The sequence below is a fragment of the Nocardiopsis baichengensis YIM 90130 genome, assembly GCF_000341205.1.
Lineage (GTDB): Bacteria > Actinomycetota > Actinomycetes > Streptosporangiales > Streptosporangiaceae > Nocardiopsis_A > Nocardiopsis_A halophila.
Window position 1 is genome coordinate 1 of sequence record NZ_ANAS01000015.1, and the last position, 22,180, is coordinate 22,180.

Annotated in this window: 17 protein-coding genes and 1 pseudogene; 8 read left to right on the forward strand and 10 right to left on the reverse strand. The window is 74.0% G+C overall.

What is annotated here, in order from left to right; translation table 11 throughout:
• Nucleotides 1-660 precede the first annotated feature (660 nt).
• The 3 genes from C892_RS0113810 to C892_RS0113820 form a co-directional block, all read right to left on the reverse strand.
• The gene (locus C892_RS0113810) at nucleotides 661-1,287 is read right to left on the reverse strand and encodes a hypothetical protein (protein ID WP_239647394.1); all 627 of its coding nucleotides are present in this window, start codon (nucleotides 1,285-1,287) and stop codon (nucleotides 661-663) included.
• 97 nt (nucleotides 1,288-1,384) lie between these two features.
• Nucleotides 1,385-2,029 carry a hypothetical protein gene (locus C892_RS0113815; RefSeq protein WP_239647395.1) on the reverse strand — a complete coding sequence of 215 codons (645 nt, stop codon included), beginning with the start codon at nucleotides 2,027-2,029 and terminating at the stop codon, nucleotides 1,385-1,387.
• A 481-nt stretch (nucleotides 2,030-2,510) separates the two neighbouring features.
• The gene (locus C892_RS0113820; protein ID WP_017557701.1) at nucleotides 2,511-3,425 is read right to left on the reverse strand and encodes a LysR family transcriptional regulator; all 915 of its coding nucleotides are present in this window, start codon (nucleotides 3,423-3,425) and stop codon (nucleotides 2,511-2,513) included.
• Nucleotides 3,426-3,517: 92 nt separating this feature from the next.
• Here C892_RS0113820 and C892_RS0113825 point away from each other — a divergent pair, with 92 nt between their 5' ends.
• Both C892_RS0113825 and C892_RS0113830 read left to right on the forward strand, forming a co-directional pair.
• Nucleotides 3,518-4,522: a threonine ammonia-lyase gene (locus C892_RS0113825; protein ID WP_017557702.1), complete on the forward strand. Its 1,005-nt coding sequence runs from the start codon at nucleotides 3,518-3,520 to the stop codon at nucleotides 4,520-4,522.
• Nucleotides 4,523-4,694: 172 nt separating this feature from the next.
• Nucleotides 4,695-5,027, forward strand: coding sequence for a DUF6247 family protein (locus C892_RS0113830; protein ID WP_017557703.1), 333 nt, complete (start codon nucleotides 4,695-4,697; stop codon nucleotides 5,025-5,027).
• Nucleotides 5,028-5,222: 195 nt separating this feature from the next.
• On the opposite strand, the pseudogene C892_RS0113835 reads toward C892_RS0113830, so the two are convergent.
• The 6 genes and pseudogenes from C892_RS0113835 to C892_RS0113860 form a co-directional block, all read right to left on the reverse strand.
• Nucleotides 5,223-7,362 (reverse strand): annotated as a pseudogene (locus C892_RS0113835) (dipeptide ABC transporter ATP-binding protein).
• Nucleotides 7,359-8,252, reverse strand: coding sequence for an ABC transporter permease (locus tag C892_RS0113840; protein WP_017541135.1), 894 nt, complete (start codon nucleotides 8,250-8,252; stop codon nucleotides 7,359-7,361). Before C892_RS0113840 ends, C892_RS0113835 begins: the two are co-directional and overlap by 4 nt.
• Nucleotides 8,245-9,255: an ABC transporter permease gene (locus C892_RS0113845; RefSeq protein ID WP_017557705.1), complete on the reverse strand. Its 1,011-nt coding sequence runs from the start codon at nucleotides 9,253-9,255 to the stop codon at nucleotides 8,245-8,247. Before C892_RS0113845 ends, C892_RS0113840 begins: the two co-directional genes overlap by 8 nt.
• Nucleotides 9,256-9,282: 27 nt before the next feature.
• Complete coding sequence (locus C892_RS0113850; protein ID WP_017557706.1) at nucleotides 9,283-11,061, reverse strand: ABC transporter family substrate-binding protein; 1,779 nt, start codon at nucleotides 11,059-11,061, stop codon at nucleotides 9,283-9,285.
• Between the two features lie 384 nt (nucleotides 11,062-11,445).
• Complete coding sequence (locus C892_RS0113855; protein WP_017557707.1) at nucleotides 11,446-13,419, reverse strand: DUF8508 domain-containing protein; 1,974 nt, start codon at nucleotides 13,417-13,419, stop codon at nucleotides 11,446-11,448.
• Nucleotides 13,420-13,604: 185 nt separating this feature from the next.
• Nucleotides 13,605-14,036, reverse strand: a complete 432-nt coding sequence (locus C892_RS0113860; protein ID WP_017557708.1) for a ricin-type beta-trefoil lectin domain protein — start codon at nucleotides 14,034-14,036, stop codon at nucleotides 13,605-13,607.
• 286 nt (nucleotides 14,037-14,322) lie between these two features.
• Between C892_RS0113860 and C892_RS0113865 the strand changes: the two genes are divergently transcribed.
• Nucleotides 14,323-14,922 carry a hypothetical protein gene (locus C892_RS0113865; RefSeq protein ID WP_017557709.1) on the forward strand — a complete coding sequence of 200 codons (600 nt, stop codon included), beginning with the start codon at nucleotides 14,323-14,325 and terminating at the stop codon, nucleotides 14,920-14,922.
• 108 nt (nucleotides 14,923-15,030) lie between these two features.
• On the opposite strand, the gene C892_RS0113870 is transcribed toward C892_RS0113865, so the two are convergent.
• Nucleotides 15,031-15,243 carry a hypothetical protein gene (locus C892_RS0113870; protein ID WP_017541141.1) on the reverse strand — a complete coding sequence of 71 codons (213 nt, stop codon included), beginning with the start codon at nucleotides 15,241-15,243 and terminating at the stop codon, nucleotides 15,031-15,033.
• A gap of 164 nt (nucleotides 15,244-15,407) precedes the next feature.
• Between C892_RS0113870 and map the strand changes: the two genes are divergently transcribed.
• From map to C892_RS0113895, 5 genes are all read left to right on the forward strand, one after another.
• Nucleotides 15,408-16,259: a type I methionyl aminopeptidase gene (gene map / locus C892_RS0113875; RefSeq protein WP_083934373.1), complete on the forward strand. Its 852-nt coding sequence runs from the start codon at nucleotides 15,408-15,410 to the stop codon at nucleotides 16,257-16,259.
• A gap of 208 nt (nucleotides 16,260-16,467) precedes the next feature.
• Nucleotides 16,468-17,301: a M55 family metallopeptidase gene (locus C892_RS0113880; protein WP_017557711.1), complete on the forward strand. Its 834-nt coding sequence runs from the start codon at nucleotides 16,468-16,470 to the stop codon at nucleotides 17,299-17,301.
• Nucleotides 17,302-17,339: 38 nt separating this feature from the next.
• On the forward strand, nucleotides 17,340-18,692 hold the full coding sequence (locus C892_RS0113885; RefSeq protein ID WP_017557712.1) for a M20/M25/M40 family metallo-hydrolase: 1,353 nt from the start codon (nucleotides 17,340-17,342) through the stop codon (nucleotides 18,690-18,692).
• Between the two features lie 52 nt (nucleotides 18,693-18,744).
• Nucleotides 18,745-20,760, forward strand: a complete 2,016-nt coding sequence (locus C892_RS0113890; protein ID WP_051060541.1) for a S9 family peptidase — start codon at nucleotides 18,745-18,747, stop codon at nucleotides 20,758-20,760.
• Nucleotides 20,757-21,677 (forward strand): S66 peptidase family protein, encoded by a 921-nt coding sequence (locus C892_RS0113895; protein WP_017557714.1) that lies wholly within the window; start codon nucleotides 20,757-20,759, stop codon nucleotides 21,675-21,677. The genes C892_RS0113890 and C892_RS0113895 overlap by 4 nt, the downstream gene beginning before the upstream one ends.
• The last annotated feature ends 503 nt before the right edge of the window (nucleotides 21,678-22,180 follow it).

The window sequence follows — 22,180 nt, forward strand, 5'->3', positions numbered from 1 at the left end:
GGGGTAATACCGGCGAGTATTACCCCGACTCTCCCGAGATCAACGGGCAAGAAGGAGGGGGCGCGCACCCCGGGGCGGGGCCGCCGATCGCGCCGCAGCGGTCGCACCGCTCACACGGGCGAGGCCGAAAGCTCCACCACTCCAATGGACACGACCTGGGGAACCGCCCCGCTTCCTCGTCGCCGCCGTTCCCCCTGGCCCCGAAGAGCCCTGCCGCTCGGCAAGCAGGCTGGAGCGGGGAACCAGCCGTGCCGTCGTCGCTGCTCATCGCCGGGACCGCGGGAGGCCCGGCGGCCGACGAGCAGCACCGGGCAACCGCTTCGCCCCGTCGTCGCCGCCCTCTGCCTGGCGCCTCGGCGACCCGCCACCCGGCAAGCAGCCGTGAGCGGGGTACCTGCCGGGCCGTTGTTGCCGCTGTTCCCGGGTAACTGGCGACCCGGCGGCCGACCAGAGGTCATAGGGGCCCGCCCCGATCCACCGGCAGGCGATCCGACCGGGGCGGCCGGCGCCTCGTGGCGGTCCTCCGTGCGCCGGAGACCGCTCAGCGGGCCGGGCGCGGGACCGCCCGCGGGGGGCACGGCGGACGGTCCCGCGGTCAGGGGCGCGATCGCGGCGCCACGGAGGCGCGCGGCGCGGTCGGGGTGCCGCAGGGCCGTAGGGTCACCGCGGGCGGTGCACCGAGGCCGCGGTGTGCAGCAGCCAGGTGCGGAAGCCCACGGCGTCGCGGATCAGCCCGGCCGAGACCGCGGCGTGCAGCTCGCCCTCGGCGCGCCGCTCGGCGAGGGTCTGGGCGTCGGCGAGGGCGATGGCGTGCACGGTGAGCCGGTGCCCCTCGGGCAGCGACCCGCGCGCCTCGGCCGCGGTGCCGCGGACCCCGGCGCCCATCAGCAGGTCGGCCAGGGCCCGCTTGGCGCCCCCGTCCCACCAGGCCTGGAACGGGGGCCAGGCGGCGCGCAGGTGCGCGGCCAGCCCGTCGGCACCGCCGAGCGAGGAGAAGTGCGGCGGGTCGCAGCCGGTGGGGGCGCCGTCGGTACGGGCCGCGGAGCCCGCGGTGCCGGTGCCCGGGCCGCGGAGGGGGGCGCCGTGCGCGGCCGCCTCCCTCCACAGCCGCCTCCGCCATGTGCGCCACTCCTCGTGGACGGCCTCCCCGGGGGCGGGCACCGCGTCCCGGCCGGTCGGCTCGGGCGTGAAGTCGGCGCCGCCGCGGTCGGGCTCGGCGAACCACAGCCAGTTCAGGCTCCAGGGGGCGTCCAGGGCGAGCTCGGGCGAGGAGGGGCGCGTCCGCATGGCCGTCACCGTCCGTTCGGTCAGGGGAGCCGGGCGGGGGCGCGGCCGTCCGTCCGCGTCCCCCGGCGCCCGGGGGACCGGCCGGCCCCCGCCGCGGTCACTGGATCCACTGGGTGTCGTTGGGGCCGAGCGCCGTGCAGATCTGGAAGTTCGACAGGAAGGCCCAGCCGTTGTCCACCATTCCGTCGTAGAGGTCGGTGGCGGGGACCATGCCGTAATAGTCCTGGCTCCAGTCCTGGCTGTCCAGGACCCCTCCGTCCTCGAAGGTCTGCTCGTAGCGGGTGTCCCCGGCGCCGATCACGGCCGACTCCCAGCCGTAGAACCAGGCGTTCTCGTTGACGTGGAAGCCGGTCCACGCCATGTAGCCGCGGTTGCCGGTGCTGAAGAGCCACAGGTAGGAGTAGCCGCAGTCGCCGATGACCAGGTCTTCGGTGCCGACCTCGCCCTTGCTCTCCCGCCACTCGGTGTAGGCCTGCTCGGGCAGCTCGATGCTCTGCCCGTTGTCGAGCCGAGCCGTGGCGCCCTCGCCGTCGGCGTCGGGCACGGCCGAGGTGATGTTGGCCGCCTCCATGGGGACCTTGACGACCTCCGCCGCGGCGCCTTCGGGCACCTCCGGGGGCGCGTCGGGCGCCGGGGACGGGGAGGCTGAGGCGGGCGCGGGGGCCGCCAGGGCGAGGGCGGCGCCGGAGACCAGCGCCGCGGCGGTGGTCAGCCAGGGCACGGGGGATGTCGTGGAGGGCATGGGTGCTCCTCTTCGTGGAGATCGCCAGGACCGGGGTCCGGTCCTTCGCTCGTACATTCGGGAGGGGAAGGTCATGGAATCCGGAATTCCTCGGTCCGGTCCACGGTCGCCGACTCTAGAAGTGTTCTCCCGAATGCGGGAGGCCTAGGCCGATTTTCGGGCTTCGGCGGGCCTGCGCTCCGATTGCTCTGGTGTCCGCGCATGTGGGGCGTGTTTTTGCAGGTCGATCCAGGGTGTGTTTGTCGTTTAGAAAGGAATGGGGAATGCGCGGAACAAGGGGGTGCGGGACCTTTTTCGGGAATGGGGGATCCGCGGCCGATGGGGGCGAAGCGGAATGCCGGTCCCTGTGCTCCGACCGGTCCGCGCGGCGCTGAGGGTCGGTGGCCGGACCCGGCCACCGACCCCTGTGCCGACCGGCCGGCGGCGTGCGGGGACCGGGAGAAGGGAGGGAGGGGGAACCGGGCAGGCCGGCGACAGACGGTCACACGCCCTGGTCCCGGGCGGGCGCCTCTGCGGCCGCGTGCGACAGGGCGCCGACGAAGGCCGCGACGGGCGCGGGCAGGGGAGGGGCGCCGAAGGTCACCACCTCGACCGTGCGCACCCGCCCCGTCGGCGCGGTGTGCAGCCCCTCCCGCCGGTGGGCCCGCAGCGCGAGCCCCGGCAGGGTGCTCACCCCCAGACCTTCGGCGACCAAGGCCTGCACGGCCACGTAGTCGTCGGTCGCGTAGGCGATCTCCGGCTCGAAGCCTTCGGCGGCACACGCACGCAGGAGCTGGGCACGGCAGCGCTCGCACCCGGTGATCCACCGTCGGTCGGCGTGGTCGCGCAGCCGCGGCGGCCCGGACCGCCGACCGCCCGGCCCCTGCGGGGCCTCCGGCGTGACGAGGTGGACCGGGTCCTCCAGCAGTGACACCGCTGCGAACCCCTCGGGGGCGGGCTCTCCGGTGTGGCGGAAGACCACCGCCGCGTCGGCCTCGCCCCGCCGCACCGCCGCCAGCGCCTCCGGCGGCTCGGCCTCGGTCAGGGCGGGCTCCACCCCCGGGTGCGCCCGGGCGAACCGCGCGGCCGCCGGGGGCACCAGCACCGCCAGTGCGGACGGAAAGGCGGCCAGCCGCACCCGTCCCCGGGTCAGCCCGGCGTGCGCGGCCAGTTCGGCGCGGGCCTGGTCGATGCGGCCCAGGATCTCCTCGGCGCGGGCGGCCAGGTCCCGGCCGGCGTCGGTCAGCCGGATGCCGCGGCCGCTGCGCAGCACCAGCGCGGTCCCCGCCTCGGCCTCCAGGCGGGCGAGGTGGTGGCTGACCGACGGCTGGGCGTAGTGCAGGGCGGCCGCGGCCCCGGTGACCGATCCTTCGCGGGCGATCGCGGCGAACACGCGCAGCCGGGTCTCATCGAACATGCGCCGACGCTACCTGCTCTTATAGAAATGATCGATGGATCCACTCGGAACCGGCATTTGTCCTATGCCTGAGCCGGCCCGACGATGGGCCCATGACCACTGCGGACGCCTCCTCGCCCACCGCCCCTGCCGACACCTCCGCTCCCGCCCCGGACATCACCGACGTCCTGCGCGCGCGCCGCCTGCTCCAGGGGCGCCTGGAGCCGACGCCGCTGCGCTCCTACCCCGCCCTGGACCGCCGCATCGGCGCCCGGGTGCTCGTCAAGCACGAGAACACCCAACCGACCGGCGCCTTCAAGGTGCGGGGCGGACTCGTGCTGCTGGCGGGCATGTCCCGGGAGGAGCGGTCCCGGGGCGTCGTCACCTACTCCACCGGCAACCACGCCCAGTCGATCGCCTACGCCGCCCGCGAGACCGGCGCGCCCTGCGCCATCGTGGTGCCGGAGAACCCGAACCCGGTGAAGGCCGAGGCGATCAGGGCCCTGGGCGCCGACCTGGTCGAGGCCGGGGCCGACCTGGACGGCGCGCGGGAGCGCGCCGAGGCCCTGGCCGCCGAGCGGGGCGCCCGCCTGGTGAGCCCCGGCGACGAGCCGGACTTGATCGCCGGGGTCGCGACGGCCTACCTGGAGCTGTTCGAGCAGGCACCGGACCTGGACGCGGTCGTGGTGCCCGTGGGCGGCGGGAGCGGGGCGGCCGCGGCGTGCATCTCCGCGGCCGCGGTGGCGCCGGGGTGCCGGGTGGTCGGTGCGCAGTCCTCGGCCTCCCCGGCGGCGCACGACTCCTGGCGCGCGGGCTCCTGCACGGTGCGCCCGAACCGGACCCGCGCCGAGGGCCTGGCGACCGGGCGGGGGTTCGCGCTCCCGCAGTCGGTGATGCGCGGGCGCCTGGACGACTTCGTCCTCGTCGGCGACGAGGACATCCGCCGGGCCCAGTGGTGGGCGCTGAGCGAGGCCCGCACGGTCGCTGAAGGCGCGGGGGCGGCGGCCCTGGCGGGCGCCTACGCCCTGCGCGCCGACCTCAGGGACCTCCGCGTCGCCGTGGTCTGCACCGGTGCCAACGCCGCCCCGGACGAACTCCGCGGACTCCTGGCACCCTGACGGCGACGACGGCGGCATTCTCGGAACCGGGGACCGCTGGAGGGCGGCTCGGCCATGCTCGGATACCTGGGACGGTCGTGCCCAAGCCCCCGAGGCGGTCGATTCTGCTGGAGTGCTGAGACGGGGGCGAGGGGACCAGGGAGGTATCGTGTCGGGCGAATCTGCTGCATCCGTGAACGACCCGCTGATTCCGCAGCCCGCGGCGACGCCTGAAGCGCTACGGGAAGCGGTCGCCGTCCTGGATTCCGAACGGCTTGGCGAGTTCCTCAGTGATCTCGCGCGAGCGAAAGCCGAGTCGCGAAAGACGTCGAGCATGCGCCCCATGCTCGCTTTCTATAACAAGTGGTCGCAGTTTGCCGCTCTCCATCGGTATCCGGCCAGACGAGAGCGCCTGCGGAAGCTGGAAGCGATCGCCGGGAGTGAGCCCGACCCCGTGAAGAACCGCGAGGCGATCAAAGGGATATCCGAGCCTCTCACCGAGGCCGAGTCCGAGGTCAACGGGTGAGCGACTGGGGGTATGGCTTTGAACCTCCTAGCCTGGTGAAAGATCTTCCGCCAGGAGCGCTCGCAGAGGTCGAGCGAAAGGCGGCGGAACTAGCGGAGCTGGGGCTCGACGCAAACCAGGCGGGGGATCCGGCAGGGCGGTACGGAGGACTTCGCAGCCTTGCGCTCGATGACTGCCTTGTGGCATTCCAACGGTTCATGACCCCTCGGACCACAGCGCCCGCTCCTCCGCGTAGTGGCAGGCGGTCAGGTGGCCGGCCGCCCACGGGTCCAGGGGCGGCTCCTCCTCGATGCACCTGGTCTGCTCCGCCGGGGTCAGCGTGTCCGCGAACTTCGGGCACCTCGTGCGGAAGCGGCACCCCGACGGCGGCGACGACGGGCTCGGGACGTCGCCGGTGACCAGGATGCGCTGCCGCCGCCGCTCCTTGCGGGGGTCCGGCAGCGGGATCGCCGAGACCAGGGTCTGGGTGTAGGGGTGCGTCGGCGACGTGAACAGGCGGTCGGCCGGTCCCGACTCCACCACCTTGCCCAGGTACATCACCGCCACCCGGTCGGCGATGTGCCGCACCACCGACAGGTCGTGCGAGACGAACAGGTACGCCAGGCCGAACTCCTCCTGCAGGTCCTCCAGCAGGTTGACGACCCCCGCCTGGATCGACACGTCCAGTGCCGAGACCGGCTCGTCCAGGATCAGCGTGCGCGGGCGCAGCGCCAGCGCGCGGGCGATGCCGATGCGCTGGCGCTGCCCGCCCGAGAACTCGTGCGGGTAGCGCGCCCCGTGCTCCGGTCCCAGCCCCACCGTCCTCAGCAGACGATGCACGTCGGAAGCGCCCCCGCGCTGGCGGTACGACCCGTGGATCCGCAGCGGCTCGGCGACGATCTCGGCGACCGTCATCCTCGGGTCCAGCGACGCGAACGGGTCCTGGAACACGATCTGCATGTCCTGGCGCAGCCTGCGCAGGCGCGCGCGGGGCAGCCCGGCGATGTCGGCGCCCTCGAACTCCACCGTCCCCGCGTCGGGGGTCAGCAGCCGCAGCAGCAGCCGCGCCGTCGTCGACTTGCCGCAGCCCGACTCCCCGACCAGCGCCAGCGTCTCGTGCTCGTGCAGGTCCAGCGACACCCCGCACACCGCGTGCACGTCGCCGATCCGCCGCCGCACCACCCCCTTGGACCGCACCAGGAAGTGCTTGACCAGCCCCTTGGCGCTGAGCAGGGGAGCGGCGCCGTCCGGCGCGGGCGGCGCGGTCGAAGGCGCGGCCCGGTCCGGACGGCCGAACAGCGTGTCCGCGCCGTCCTCCTCCAGGCGCTCGCTGAAGTGGCAGGCGGCGGTCCGGCCCGCGCCCACGGGCCGCAGTGGCGGCTCCTCGGCGGTGCACCGGTCCTCGGCCATCGGGCAGCGCGGCGCGAACGGGCACCCGGGCGGCGGGGCGAGCAGTGTCGGAGGCGCCCCGGAGATCGGCGCCAGCCGCCGGACCCGCTCCTCGTCCAGCCGCGGCCGGCTGCCCAGCAGCCCCAGGGTGTAGGGCATGCGCGGGCGGGAGAAGACCGCGTCCACCGGCCCCTCCTCGACCACCCGCCCGGCGTACATCACCGCCACCCGGTCCACGTGCCCGGCCACCACCCCCAGGTCGTGGGTGATCAGCACCAGCGCGGCCCCCGTGTGCCGCCGCGCCGCCTCCAGCGCCTCCAGCACCTGGGCCTGCACCGTCACGTCCAGCGCGGTCGTCGGCTCGTCGGCGATCATCACGTCCGGGTCGTTGGCCATCGCGATCGCGATCACCACCCGCTGGCGCATGCCGCCCGACAGCTCGTGCGGGTAGCTGCGCACCCGCTCCTGGGGCCGGGGGATGCCCACCGCCCCCAGCAGCTCCACGGCCCGTTCCAGAGCCGTCCGCTCGCTCACCGCCCGGTGCGCGCGCACCGCCTCGGCGATCTGCCGTCCCACCGTGTACACCGGGTTGAGGGAGGTCAGCGGGTCCTGGAAGATCATGGCGATGCGCTCCCCGCGCACCCGGCTCAGCTCCTCGTCGGGCAGGTGCAGCACCTGCTCTCCCAGCACCCGCGCGGCCCCCCCGCACCTCGGCGCCGCGCGGCAGCAGCCCCATCACCGCCAGCGAGGCCACCGACTTGCCCGACCCCGACTCGCCGACGATCCCCAGCGCCTCGCCGCGGTGCACCCGGTAGGACACGCCGCGCACCGCCCGCACCCGCCCGTCCTCGGTGGGGAACGACACGTGCAGGTCCTCGATCTCCAGCACCGGCGCGCCCTCCCGCGCCGGCCGGGACCCCGCCACGGGGTCGGACACCGCTTCCACCGCCGCCTCCTCCGCCGTCATGAGCGCACCATGGCCTGCCGGGGGTCCAGGGCGTCCCGCAGCCCGTCCCCGATGAAGTTGATCACCAGGGCGATCAGCACGATCGCCAGCCCCGGCGGGTAGAAGAGCCAGGGCCGGGTGAAGGCCGCCGTCTTGGCGTGCTGCACCATCAGCCCCAGGCTGACGTCGGGCGCCTGGATCCCGAAGCCCAGGAACGACATCGCCGCCTCGACCAGGATCGCCACCGCGATCAGCAGGGTGGCCGCCACGATGATCGGGCCGGCCGCGTTGGGCAGCAGGTGGCGGAAGACGATGCGGGCGTGCGAGGCGCCCGCGGCCCGCGCCGCCTCCACGAACTCCTGCTCGCGCAGCGACAGCACCACCCCGCGCACCACCCGGGAGATCGGGGTCCAGGCGAACGCGGCGATCACCAGCGCCACCCCGTACCAGGTGGTGCCGCCCCGCACGTTCCCGCCGACGGCGGCCACCACCACCAGCAGCGGCACGATGAGCAGCACGTCGACCGCGCGCATCAGCACCGCGTCCACCCACCCGCGGAAGTACCCGGCCACAGCGCCCCACACCGACCCCACCACGGTGGCCAGCACCGTGACGGTGAAGGCCACCTTCAGGGTCTGCTGCATCCCGCGCATCAGCTGGCCCAGCACGTCGTTCCCGGCGCTGGTGGTGCCGAGCGGGTGCTCTGGGCCGGGCGGCGCGCTGCTGGGGATCTCCCCGGACACGGTGTGGTCCCACGTCCACAGCAGCGGGCCGGCGAAGGCGAACAGCACCAGCGCGGCCAGCGCCGCCAGCCCGGCCATGGCCGGGCGGTGCCGCGCGAAGCGGGCGGCGACGGTGCGCAGCCGGCCGCGCGGCGGGGGCGGGGCGCCGTCCCGGACGGTCTCACTCATAGCGGATCCTCGGGTCGAGCACGCCGTAGAGCAGGTCGGCGGCGAGGTTGGCGAGCACCACCAGCGTCCCGGCCAGCATCAGCCAGCCCATGAGCACGTAGGCGTCGCTGGTGCGGACCGCCTCCACCAGCAGGGTGCCCATGCCCCGCCACTGGAAGACGGTCTCGATGAGCACCGTCCCGGCCAGGATCTCGGCGATGGTCACCGCCGCCACGCTGGTCAGCGGGATGAGCGCGGTGCGCAGCGCGTGGCGGCGCATCACCGTGCGCCGGCGCAGCCCCTTGGCGTGCGCCAGGCGCACGTAGTCGCTGTTGAGCACCTCCAGCATGGCGGTGCGCTGGTAGCGGCTCCAGGCGGCGTAGCCGGTGAGCATCAGCGCCACGGTGGGCAGCACCAGGTGCCCGCCGGCGTCGGCGATCCGCTCCCAGAGACCCATCCCGCGGGTGTCGGCCGCGCTCGCGCCGATCGTGGAGAAGACGGTCGTCCCGAGCTGCCCGTTGGCCCACACCCCCGCCTCCTTGATCAGTGCGCCGAGCCAGAAGGTGGGCATGGCCAGCGCCAGGAAGCCGATGAAGGTCAGCGTGTGGTCCACCACCGAGTACTGGCGCATGGCCGAGACCACGCCGGTGGCCACGGCCAGGCCCAGGGCCAGCAGCACGGCCGCGGCCACCAGCCGCAGGGTCACCCCCATGCGGGCGGCGACCTCGGCGCCCACGTCGAAGGCGGGCCCCTGGACCGAGGGGCCGAACTCGCCCTGCAGCAGCCCGATGTCGCCGTTGCCGCCGATCCCGGTCAGCCACAGCCAGTACCGCTCGTAGGCGGGCCGGTCCAGGTACAGCCGCTCCCGCTCGGCCTGGATCACCTCCTGGGACGGCGGGGGCTGCTGCACCAGCAGGTCGGCCAGCGGGTCGCCGGTGACGTCGATCAGGGCGAAGGAGAACATCGAGGCGGCCAGCAGCACCGGTACGGTCACCAGCAGCCGCCGGATCACGAAGACGAGCACGGGACGCGTCCCTTCCGTGCCGGGCGGTCAGTTCGCCACCGTCCCCCACTCCCCGATGTTGTACGTGGCGCGCAGGCTGTGCTGCCGGTTGTCGCGGATGTTGGTGAAGCCGTCGGTGACGAAGGAGTACCGCGGCTCGTCGGCCAGCGGCAGCACGTAGGCCTGGTCCACCACCAGGCGCCCGGCGTCGTTGGCGTACTCGGCGGCCTCCTCCAGCGTCGTGGCGGTGCCCATCCGGTCCAGCGCCTCGTCGACCTCGGGCACGTCCAGCCCGCCGAAGTTGCTGCCGGACCCGCTGTGCCACTGCTGGCCGGGGTTGATCAGGAACCAGGGCGAGGTGCTCCAGCCGAACTGGACGATGTCGTAGTCCTGGTCGCCCAGCACCCCGCCCAGGTCGTTGATGGCCTCGATCTCGGTGGCCACGCCGATCTCCTCCAGGTGGGACTGGATGATCTGCAGCGAATCCTGGCGCACCTGGTCGGCGGTGGCGCGCAGGCGGAAGGGGCCGACCTGCTCGCCGTCGCGCTCCAGCGTCCCGTCGACGATCGCGTACCCGGCCTCCTCCAGGATCCGCGCGGCCTCCTCGGCGTCCCCGGTGCCCTGCGGCGAGTCGCCGAACAGGTCCTCATGGTGGGGGCTGTCGGCGGCGAAGGTGTGGTTGGTCTTGCGCTGGACCTCGGGGTAGGCGGTGCCGTAGCTGCGCTCGACGATCTCCTGGGCGTCGATGGCGGTGAAGACCGCCCGCCGCAGCTCCACGTCCTGCAGCCACTCGTTCTCGGTGTTCAGGTCGATGTGCTCCCAGCTGGCGCCGGGTCCCACGTCCACCGACACCTCGGGCATGCCGCGCAGCTGCTCGATCACGTCGTCGTTGATCTTGGCCGGGTTGCCGCCGTCGATCTCGCCGTTGGTCAGCGCCGGCACCCAGCTGTTCTCGTTGTCGTTGAACTGCACGATGACGGTGTCGAGGGTGGGCTGCGCCTCGCCGTACCAGTTCTCGTTGGGCTCCATGATGACCTGGGTCTCCAGGTCGCCCTCGACGATGGTGTAGGGGCCGCCGGAGTACTCGGGCACGGTCTCGTTGAGCCACTCGAAGTAGGCGCCCACGTCGGCGGGCTCGTCCAGGTCGTAGCCCTGCTCCTCGGCCAGGTGGGCGGGCAGTATGCCGCCGGCGATCTGGTGCGCGTCGAGGAAGCCCCGCCACTCGGGGTTGGCGCGCCCGTCCTTGAGGGTGAACGTGACGGTCTTGCCGTCCTCGGAGGCCTCCATCTCCTCCACGTCGTCGTAGATGCCGGGCTGGCGGGAGCGGCAGCCCTCGCACCAGCCCTCCTCGTCGCTGGTGGACATCTTGACGGTGGCGATGGCGTCGTCGGCCCCGATGGGGGTGCCGTCGTCCCATTCGGCGCCGTCGGCGAAGGTGAAGGAGAAGGTGAAGGGGTCCTCCGAGACCAGCTCGGGCTCTTCGGCGAGCAGGTCCATGTTGAACTCGTAGGTCTCGCCGTCGGGCGCCCACTGCCCGGTGCTCGGCACGATCCCGGAGAGCATCTGCAGGGTGTAGACGCTGCCCCCCTCGGGGGAGACGGTGGTCCAGGCGCCGGGGAAGTCGCTGACCACCCAGGTGATCTCGCCGCCGTCGGCCCGCTCGCCGGAGTTGCAGGTGTTGGGATCGCTCTCGCACTCCTCCCACACGCCTCCGGCTCCGGTCCCGCCGCCGCCTCCGCCGCCGGTGCACCCGGCCGCGGCCAGGGCCAGCGCGGCCGCCACCGCCGCCGGGCCGGTGAGTCTCGATCTGTTGCGCACGTTGGCCATCCTTCTCCTCGCCGGTTCTGCACCCGGGGGGCGGTGCGCCGGTCCGGGCGGGGTGATTACCGACAGCACACCATCGGGGGCGCCGGCGGGATAAGACCGTGGACGCGATTCGTGACGAATCTGAAACCGCATTCTTCGTGAAATGTTCTGACTGGGGGAGGGGTGCGGTGATCCATTGTTCCTGCTGGTGGGCAGGGGATTGCTGGTGCCTGGAGAGGGAAATGGAGGCACCTGTTTCCATTCATGGGAAGCGTGGAGCGAAGGGAGAGGGGATTCCTCTGGCGGCGGTGGTGCCCTTGGGAATAGGAAAAGGGCGGGCGCGTTGCGCGCCCGCCCTCTGGAAGGGGCGGAGCCGGGGGCCGGTTTCCGGCCCGGGCCGCCGGGTCAGCCGTCCGCGTGCGGCCCCTTGCCGTTCCCGCCCTTGCCGAGGCCGTTGCCGTTCCCGGGGCCGTGGCAGGCGTGCTTCCCCTTGCCCGTGCCCGGCTTTCCGTAGAAGCGCCTCTGCTCCGCGCGGTCGGTCTCCGTGTCGCCGCTCAGCGGGCGGAACCGCAGCACCTGCGGGTCGTGGTCGCTGGCCTGGTCGTGGAACTCGGCGTTGGTCCGCACGATCGCGTAGCACAGTCGGTCGGCTGCCTCCCCGCTGACCAGCATGTGGTCGAGCGACTGCGCATTGCCGTCGTAGACGTAGTTGTAGCGCTCTTCGGCGGGCAGGTCCTCCATCGGGTTGTGCAGGGCGCCGCCGTCGGTGAGCGTGCCCAGCGTCTCGGAGAACCAGAAGTCGTTCAGGTCGCCCACGACCAGGACGTTGGCGTCGGGGCGGGCCTCCTGGAGGTCGTCGACGAACCCGCGGACCAGGGCGGCCTGTGCGTGGCGCTGCACCTCCGAGGAGCGCTCGGGCGGCTGCGCGGTCCCGTGCAGCGCCTCGTCCCCGCCCTTGGACGCGAAGTGGTTGGTCACCACGAACACCGGGCGCCCCTGGAAGGAGAACTCGCCCACCAGCGGCTTGCGGCTGTCCTCCCAGGCCGGGTCCTTGGGGGCGATCCGGCCGGGGGACACGCTCAGGTGCGTCCCGGAGCCCTCGCCGACCACCTCGACCGGGGTGGTGGCGTCGCCGCCCGGGCGGTCGGTGAACGACACCCGCTCGGGGTCGTACAGCAGCGCGTTGCGGATGTTGCCGCCCGGCTGCCCGCCGTCGCGCCCGTCCTCGGGGTCGATCTGTCGCCACGCGTAGGAGGGGCCGCCGGCCTCCTCGACCGCCGCGGTCAGGCGGTCCAGGGTCCGCTCGGGCGATACGGTGCCGTCGTCTTCGGGGCCGGAGTCGTCCTGGACCTCCTCCAGCGCCACGATCGCGGGCGCCGCCAGCCCGTCGGCGACCCCCTCGGCGAGCCGGTCGAACACGGCCTGATCGTCCCGGGCCGACAGGTTCTCCAGGTTGTAGGTGGCGACCGACAGCTCCCCCTTCCGCGCGGGATCGGCGGAGGTGCGCTCCAGGCCGTTGTCCACGTGCTCGCCCAGCTCACTCGCCTTGAGGACGTAGCCGCCGAACCGGGTGTAGTACAGCGGCCCCTGCGTGGTCCCGGCGAGCTCGTCGCCGGTGTCCACCTCGGGGAAGGGGCGCTCGGAGAAGGGGATGAGCGACTCGATCTTGAGCCTGCCGGAGTTGGGGTCGCCGTAGCCGTTGTAGACCGTCCCGCCCCGGGGCGAGGCGTTCTGTCCGGGCTCGGTGGTCACCCACAGCCCGTTGTAGTCGTCGGTCGGCGCCACGGTGCGGGCGTCCTCCACGCGCACCACCATGTGCTCGCGGGACTCCCAGTAGTCCAATGCGAACGCACCGGGCTCCAGCTCGTATCCGCTGATGTCCTCGCCTTCGGGGGCGTAGTCGTCGGGGACCGTGCCCGGCTCCAGCGCGACCGGGTCCGGCACCTCGGCCCGGCGGGACACCTCCCAGGAGGCGTCGGCCAGCTGGGTCACGGTCTGCAGCCCGTCGCCGGGGGAGTACTCCTGCACCCGCCCGTCCACGGCGACCCGGTCACCGGGACCGACGTCGGGCGTGGTGCCCGCGGTGTAGACGAACAGGGCCTCGCTGGTGCGGGGGTCGCCGTCGCCCCGGGGGTCCTGGAACCAGAACCCGCGGGCCGAGCCGAAGGCGTTCACCGCGGTCACGACGCCGGTGACGCCCGCGACCTCGCGGCCGTCGTAGGGGGAGAGGCGGGTGGTGCCCTGGACGTCGTGGATGCGCGGGGCCTCGTCGGCCCGGGCGGCGGTGCAGGCGGTGGCCGCGAGCGCGGCGGAGAGCACCGCCGCGCCCAGGACCGAGGGGAATCGGGGCAGGAGGGGTGTGCGGGGTGTGGGGGCCACTCCGATCGGCCTTTCCGGATCGCGGGAAGAGGGTCCGATGATGCCGGAGGCCCGTTACCGCTGGGAAGACCCCCGGTGAACGGCGGCGGCCGCGTCCGGGGAGTCCGGAACGGGCGGCCGTGAAGCGGAGGGGCCGGGCCCGGGGGAGGCGGGCCCGGCCGGTTCCGGAAAGGAACGGGAACGGATCAGGCGGGCTCGAAGACCCACTTCTGGAGGGCGCCGTCCTCCCACGGCGGCAGATTCAACCGGCTTCCCTCCGTGTCGCCGGCGAGCGAGAGGGACTGGTCGGCGAACGGATTGCGGATCCGGAACAGGTCCGGCCCGGCCGGTTCGATCGACCAGGGCATGGGAAGCGGTTGGACGGCCGCTTCGAGCGGTTGTCGGCGGCCGAATCCGATTCCGACATAGACCGCGCCCAGTACGCTCCTCAGGCGGAACTCGTTCACCTCGTTCACCCCGTCGACGTTCCTGACCTCCCATTTCTGGTTGTCGCCCCGGTGCGGGCCCCGGCCGATCAACGGAGTGGCGGGCCGGGTTCCGCCGCCGGACAGGTCTATGGAGAGGTCGGCGCCCGCGCACGAGATCAGGTAGACGCCGTCGGGAATGAGCGGTGGCATCTCCACTCCGTCGGAAAATCGGGTTGGAAGGCCCCTGAGGGGTCAATGAAGACTCTCTCAAAAACGGGCCGCCGTCACCCGGCGGTTTTCGCGGGGATTTCGAACCCCCAGCTCTCGGGCCTGTCCTCATCCGGCCACGTATCGGGAGCCGAATTCCTCTCGAATTCGAGAGGTCGGATTTTCGATGACCGTGCGGGGGCCGTGCGGCGGGAGCGGCGCAGGGGCTCCGCGGCCCCCTCGGGGCGGTCGGCGGAACGGCTGCGCGGCGCCGGGGCCATGGTGCACCATGGGCTGCGTGGACGCCCGACACGTCGCGCAGCTGCGCGACCTCCTCGCTTCGACGCCCTGGGTGGAGCGCGCCGAGGACTTCGCGCGCGCCCTGCGCCGCACCAACGCCCCCGACGGGCTGATGCTGCTGGGCACCCCGGAGGACGAGCCGTGGCACCTGGCGGCGCACCTCGACGACGAGGCGCGCTATGCCGGGATCCCGCAGCTCTCGCCCTCGCTGGTGCGGTGGCAGCCGCCGCCGGACGCGCCCGCGCACCTGCGCATCGGCCTGGAGCGGCTGGAGGACGCCCGGCGCGGGCACACCCTGTTCGTCGTCAACGACGCCCCCGAGGCGCCGGTGCCGCTGCTGGAGCGGGTCGACGACGCCCGCCGCTCCGGGGCCACCGTGCTCTCCCTGGACCAGGGCGACCCCGAGCTCACCGCGATCGCCCACGACGCCATAAGCCTGCGGCCCAAGGCGGCGCCGCTGTCCTTCGACGGCATGCAGCACCTGGTCTCCAGCGCGGCGGGGCAGGCCGAGGAGGCGCGCAAAGGCGGTCTGCGCGACCGGATCTCGCGCTTCCTCGACCTGGTCAGCGGGCCGCGCCCGGTCGACTGAGCGGGGCGCGCCCGGCTCGGTCGGGTCGGCCGACGGGGCCGGCACGGCTGGCGCGGTCGGGACGCGGCCCCGCTGCGGACGCGGTCCGCGCGGCCCCCTCCAGTGCCCTCAGTGCCCTTCCTGCTCCCAGGGGTCGTCGTCGGCGTCCCAGGCCTCGTTGCGCTCGGAGACCGTGCGCAGCGCCCCGGCGGCCGACTCCTCGTCGGCATAGGGGCCCAGGCGGAACTTGTTCGGGCAGCCCGCGCCCTTCTCCACCCGGTCGTGTTTCAGGCAGTACCACCAGCGCTGGTCTTCGGGCAGGTCCATCGGGTTGCCGGCCATCTCTGTCGCTCCCTCTGCGCCGTCGTCCCGGGTGCGCGCCGCACCGGGCGCCCGGAGCGGCGCGCACCCGCCTCTTACCCTCGTCACGTGCGGTGCCACACACCGGCGCCGCGCCCCTGTGCGCGAGCCGGTACGGGGGGGCGTCGCGGGTAGACTCCCACGACATGACCACACCGCTTGTTCCCGGGCGAATCTCGCCGCAGCGCTCCGTCCCCTCCACCATCGAGCGGCCGGAGTACGTCGGCAGGAAACGCCCGGTCGAAGGGGTGCTGGGGGACGTGCAGACCCCCGAGACCATCGAGGCCATGCGCGAGGCCGGGCGGATCGCCGCCCAGGCCCTGCAGGAGGTCGGCAAGCACATCGTCCCGGGCGTCACCACCGACGAGCTCGACCGGATCGGCCACGAGTTCCTGCTGGACCACGGGGCCTACCCCAGCACGCTCGGCTACAAGGGCTACCCCAAGTCCCTGTGCTCCTCCCTCAACGAGGTCATCTGCCACGGCATCCCCGACGACACCGTGGTCAAGGACGGCGACATCGTCAACATCGACATCACCGCCTACAAGAACGGCGTGCACGGGGACACCAACGCCACCTTCATCGCGGGCGAGGCCACCGAGGAGCACCGGTTGCTCGTCGAGCGCACCGAGGAGGCCACCCGGCGCGCCATCAAGGCCTGCCGCCCGGGCCGCCAGATCAACGTCGTCGGCCGCGTCATCGAGTCCTACGCCAAGCGCTTCGGCTACGGCGTGGTGCGCGACTTCACCGGCCACGGCGTGGGCCCGGAGTTCCACTCGGGCCTGGTGATCCCGCACTACGACGACCCGCGCGCCGACACCGTCATGGTCCCCGGGATGACCTTCACCATCGAGCCGATGATCACCCTGGGCACCATCGACTACGACCTGTGGGACGACGGCTGGACCGCGGTCACCGCCGACCGCAAGTGGACCGCCCAGTTCGAGCACACCCTGGTGATCACCGAGGGCGGCGCCGAGATCCTCACCCTGCCCTGACGCGCCCCCGCCCCTGTGGGGGAGGAGAGGAAACGGGCCGAGGCCCTCGACGGCGATCACGTGCGGGCGCTTCCCGCAGGACCGCGCCCGCACGACGGGGGACGCGTCTCCAGACCGGGCCCGGCCCCGACCCCCGGCGCACGCCCTTCGGCCGCCGATCTGCGCGAGGCCTGGCTCCCCACGGGACGCCCGGGATAGGGTCGCCCTCGTGAGGGTGCTGATCTCCGCCGACATGGAAGGCGCCACCGGCGTCACCTGGCCCGCCGACGTCGAGCCCGGCACCGAGCAGTGGCAGCGCTGCCGGTCGTTGTTCACCTCCGACGTGAACGCCGCCATCGCCGGGCTGCACGCTGGCGGCGCCACGTCGGTCCTGGTCAACGAGGCCCACGCCACCATGCGCAACCTGCTGCTGGAGCGTCTGGACGAGCGGGCCGAGATGCTCACCGGCCGGCACAAGGACCTGTCCATGGTGGAGGGGGTCCAGCGCGGCGACGTCGACGCCGTCGCGTTCGTGGGCTACCACTGCGGCGCCGGGGAGGAGGGCGTGCTCGCCCACACCTACCTGCCCAACTCCATCACCGGGGTGTGGCTGGACGGCGAGCCGGCGAGCGAGGGGCGGCTCAACTCCTTCGTGTGCGCCGAGTACGGCGCCCCCGTCGTCCTGGTCACCGGCGACGACAAGGCCTGCGAGGACGCCGCACGCTACGCGCCGCAGGCCCGTACGGCCGCGGTCAAGGACCACGTCTCCCGCTACGCCGCGGTCTGCCGCCCGCCCGGGCGCACCCACGCCGCCATCGCCGAGGCCGCGCAGGACGCCATGGCCCTGGCCGGGCGCACCGAGCCGGTCCGGCACGGGCCGCTCACCGTCGAGGTGGAGGTCGACGCCGAGCACCTGGCCGGCGCCGCCGCCGTGGTCCCCGGCGTGGAGCGCGTCGGCGCCCTGCGCGTCCGCTCCACCTCGCCCACCGCCTATGACATGATCCGCTGCTTCAAGGCGGTCGCCACCCTCATCTCCAATGCGGTCGAGAACCGCTACGGGTGACGCTGCCCGGCCAGGCGAGACGAACGAGAAGGGCGCGCGTGCGCGTGGAAGACTTCGCCACCGCCGACGAGGAAGTCGTGCGGTTCACCTCTGAACTGATCCGGATCGACACCACCAACCGCGGGGGAGGCGACGGCGACGAGCGGCGGGCCGCCGAGTACGTCGCCGAACGGTTGGGCGAGGCCGGTCTGGAGCCGCGGCTGCTGGAGTCGGCGCCGCGCCGCTCCAACGTGGTCGCCCGCATCCCGGGCACCGACCCCGCGGCCCCCGCGCTGCTGGTCCACGGCCACCTGGACGTGGTCCCCGCCGACCCGGCGATGTGGAGCACCCACCCCTTCTCCGGGGAGGTGCGCGAGGGCGTGGTGTGGGGACGCGGCGCCATCGACATGAAGAACGCGGTGGCCATGGCCGTGGCCGTCGCCCGGCACTGGGCCCGCACCGGCCGCCGCCCGCGCCGCGACACCGTGCTCGCCTTCACCGCCGACGAGGAGGCCAGCGCCGCCTACGGCGCCCAGTGGCTGGTGCGCACCCACCCCGAGCTGTTCGCCGGGTGCACCGAGGCCGTCGGCGAGTCCGGCGGGCACACCGAGCACGTGCGCGCCCCGGACGGGCGCACGGTGCGGCTGTACCCGGTGGCCGCGGGCGAGCGGGGCACGGCCTGGCTGCGGCTGTGGGCCTCGGGCACCGCCGGCCACGGCTCGCGCCCCAACAGCGACAACGCGGTGCAGGCGGTGGCCGCCGCCGTCGCCCGGATCGGCGAGCACCGCTGGCCGCACCGGCTCACCCCGCTCACCCGGGCGGCGATCACCGAGATCGGCGCTGCGGTGGGCGTCAAGGCGGACCTGGACGCCCCCGGCTTCGACCCCGACCGGGACCTGCCCGGGGTGCTGGACCGCCTGGGCGAGGCCGCCGCCCTGGTGCGCGGCACGGTGCGGGAGAGCGCCAACCCCACCATGCTGAACGCCGGGTACAAGGTGAACGTCATCCCCTCCGACGCGGGGGCCGGGGTCGACGGGCGGGTGCTGCCCGGAGGGCGGGAGTCCTTCGAGGCGGCCATGGACGAGCTGACCGGCCCGCGGGTGGGCTGGGAGTACGAGCACAGCTCCCCGGCGCTGGAGTCCCCGGTCGAGGCGCCGGTCTTCGCCGCCATGCGCGCGGCGCTGCTGGCCTTCGACCCCTCCGGCCACGTGGTGCCGGTGTGCATGGCCGGGGGCACCGACGCCAAGCAGTTCTCCGAGCTGGGCATCGCCGGGTACGGCTTCACGCCGCTGCTGATGCCCCCGGGGCTGGACCGCGACGCCATGTTCCACGGCGTGGACGAGCGCGTGCCGGTGGAGGCGCTCCGCTTCGGCGTCCGGGTCCTGGACCGCTTCCTCTCGACGGTGGAATAGCGGCCCGGCCCTCGGCGGCCGGGCGGTGACGAACAGAAAGGCACGGGTGACCATGCCCCACCTGCCCTACGGTTCCTGGCCCTCGCCGGTCGGCGCGGACGCCGTGGCCCGGCACGACGGCGCCCCGGGGTGGCCGTGCGCCGTCGGCCAGGAGGTGTGGTGGACCGAGCCGCGCCCCGAGGAGGGCGGACGGACCGCGCTGTGCCGCACCCGGCTGGACGAGCCCGAGGACGGGGTGCAGGAGGTGCTGGCCGCCCCGTGGAACGCCCGGACCCGGGTGCACGAGTACGGCGGGCGCCCCTACCTGGTGCTCGACCGCGCCGAGGCGGGTACCGCCGCGGTGTTCAGCGAGTTCACCGACCAGCGGCTGTACCTGTTCTTCCCGGGCCAGGTGCAGGCGCCCTCGCCCCTGACCCCCGAGCCGCCCGAGCCCTCCTCGCTGCGCTACGCCGAGCCGGTGGAGGGGCCGCCCGGGCGGGACGAGGTGTGGTGCATCCGCGAGGAGCACACCGGGCCCGCCCCCACGGACGTGCGCCGGGCGCTGGTGGCGGTGCCGATGGACGGATCGGCGGCCCGGGACCCCGGCCGGGTGCGGGTGGTCGCCGAGGGGCGCCGCTTCCTCGCCTGCCCCCGCGTCTCCCCGGACGGTCGGCGCCTGTCCTGGATCGGGTGGGACCACCCGGACATGCCCTGGGACTCCACCTACCTGTCGGTCGCCGCGATCGGACCGGACGGGACCGTCTCGGGTCCGCGCGACGTGGCCGGCGGGCCGGGGGACTCGGTGGTGCAGGCCGAGTGGGGCGACGAGGAGACGCTGTTCTGCGTGTCGGACGCCTCGGGCTGGTGGAACCCCTACCAGATCTCGATCGCGCGCGACGGCGGCGCGGCCCGGGCGCCGGTCGCCCTGGCCCCCTCCCAGGAGGAGTACGGCGGGCCGCTGTGGACGCTGGGGCAGCGGTGGATCCTGCCGATGCGGAGCGGCCTCATCGCGGCCGTGCACGGCACCGGCTCGTCCCGGCTGTCGCTGCTGTGCCCGGACTCCGGGGCGCTCACCGACATCGCCACCCCGCACACCGAGTGGTCGGGGCGGCTGTGCCCGGCCGGGACCGCCGGGGAGGTGGTCGTGGGTGTGGCCGCCTCGCCCGACCTGCCCGCCCAGGTGGTGGCGGTGGTCGCCGCCGACGGGTCGTGGCGCGCGCTGAGCCGCCGGTCGGGGGACGACCCGGAGGTGCGGCACGGGTACGCGCCGCGGGCCGAGCGGCGGGTGTTCAGCGGCCCCGGCGGGCGCGAGGTGCACGCCATCGTCCACCCCCCGCACAACCCCCGCGCCCAGGGGCCCGAGGGGGAGCCGCCGCCGTTCGCGGTGTGGGCGCACGGCGGCCCCACCGGCCGGTCGACCACCGCCCAGGACGCCGAGGTCGCCTTCTTCACCAGCCGCGGCATCGGGGTGGTGCAGGTCGACTACGGCGGCTCCACCGGGTACGGGCGCGCCTACCGGGAGCGGCTGCGCGGCCGGTGGGGCGTGGTCGACGTGGAGGACTGCGCGGCGGTGGCCCGGGCGCTGGCCGCCGAGGGCACGGCCGACGCGGACCGGTTGGCGATCCGCGGCGGCAGCGCCGGCGGGTGGACCGCCGCGGCGGCGCTGGCCTCGGACCACGTGTTCGCCTGCGGGGTGATCCAGTACCCGATCGTGGACCTGGTCGGGTGGCGGACCGGCGAGACGCACGACTTCGAGTCGCAGTACCTGGAGAGCCTGGTGGGGCCCTGGCCCGAGGAACGGGAGCGCTACATCGAGCGGTCCCCGGTCAACCGGGCCGACGCCGTCACCGCGCCGTTCGTGCTGATGCAGGGAGACGAGGACGAGATCTGCCCGCCGGTGCAGGCGCGGCGGCTGCTGGAGCGGGTGCGCGGGCGCGGGGTGCCCCACGCCTACCTGGAGTTCGCCGGGGAGCAGCACGGCTTCCGCAAGGCCGAGACCATCCGTGTCGCGCTGGAGGCGGAGCTGGCGCTGTACGCGCAGGTGTTCGGGTTCGACGCCGACGTCCCGGCGCTGGACCTGCGGCCGTGAGCGCGCGGCGGCCCCCGCGGCTGCACGCGGGCGAAAAGGTGGCGGTGGTCGCGCCGTGCAGCCCCGCCCCGGAGGAGGAGCTGGCGGCGGCGCTTCCGGTGATCGAGGCCTGGGGCGTCCGGGCGGAGGTGCGCCCGCACGTCCGCGACCGGCACCCGGAGCTGCCCTACCTGGCCGGAACCGACGCCGACCGGGCGAGGGACCTGCAGGAGGCGCTGCTGGCGCCCGGCGTCGCGGCGGTGCTGTGCCTGCGGGGCGGCGACGGGGCGCACCGCATGCTGGACCTGCTCGACTACGGGGCGCTGCGCGGGGCGCCGCCCAAGGCGTTCATCGGATTCAGCGACGTGACCGCGCTGCACGAGGCGTTCGCGGTGGAGCTGGACCGGGTCACGGTGCACGGCCCGGTGGGGGCGTACTTCGGCCGTGACCCCGAAGCGGTGGAGGACCTGCGCGCGATCCTGTTCGAGCCGGAGTCGCGGATGCGGATCGCCCCTCAAGGGGTGCGCACCCTCGTGGGGGGGAGGGCCCACGGGCGGTTGATGGGGGGCAACCTCAGCGTCCTGGCCGACAGCATCGCCACGCCGCATTTCCGCCGTTCGGCGGAGGGGGGACTCCTGCTGCTGGAGGACGTCGACGAGGACGCCTCCCGGATGGACCGGATGGTCACCCAGCTGCTGCGGAGCGGCTGGCTGGACGGGGTCGCCGGCGTCCTTCTGGGGTCGTGGGGCAAGTGCACGCCCGATGAGGAGACGATCCGGCTGATGATGCGGGACAGGTTGGCCCCCTTGGGCGTCCCGGTCGCGGACGGCTTCGGCTTCGGACACATTCCCGCCCAGACGACGGTCCCCCTCGGAGCCACCGCGACCCTGGACGCGGACGAGGGAACCCTGACCCTCGACGAGCCCGCCCTCCTCTAGGAGCGGGCCGGCTCTAGGGGAGGGACCTCCTCCCTCAGGCGGACCGGGGGTGCCCGCGGTCCGGACGGCGTGCGGTTCGTGGATCGTGCGGGGCGCGGTTCGTGCGGGGTGTGGTTCGTGCGGGGCGCGGTTCGTGCCGCCCGACGGCGACAGCCCGGCAGGCGCCCCACTCGCGGGCCCCGGCCAAGTCCCGGCGTCCCGGCGGTACCGGCGATGAGCGGCGACGACGGCCGGCAGGTACCCCGCTCCGGCCTGCTCGTCAGGCGGCGGGGCCCTTCGGCGCAGGGAGGGAGACGGCAACGACCAGGCGCGGCGGTTCCCCGGCCCTGCTTGGCGGGTGGCGGGGCTCTTCGGTGCCAAGGGGAGGGCGGCGACGACGAAGCGGGGCGGTTCCCCAGTGCCTCCGGTCGTCCGCCGGGCCTCTCGCGGTCCGGGAACAGCGGCAACGACGGGACCGGCAGGTGCCCCGCTCCGGCCTGCTTGCCGAGCGGCAGGCCCCCTAA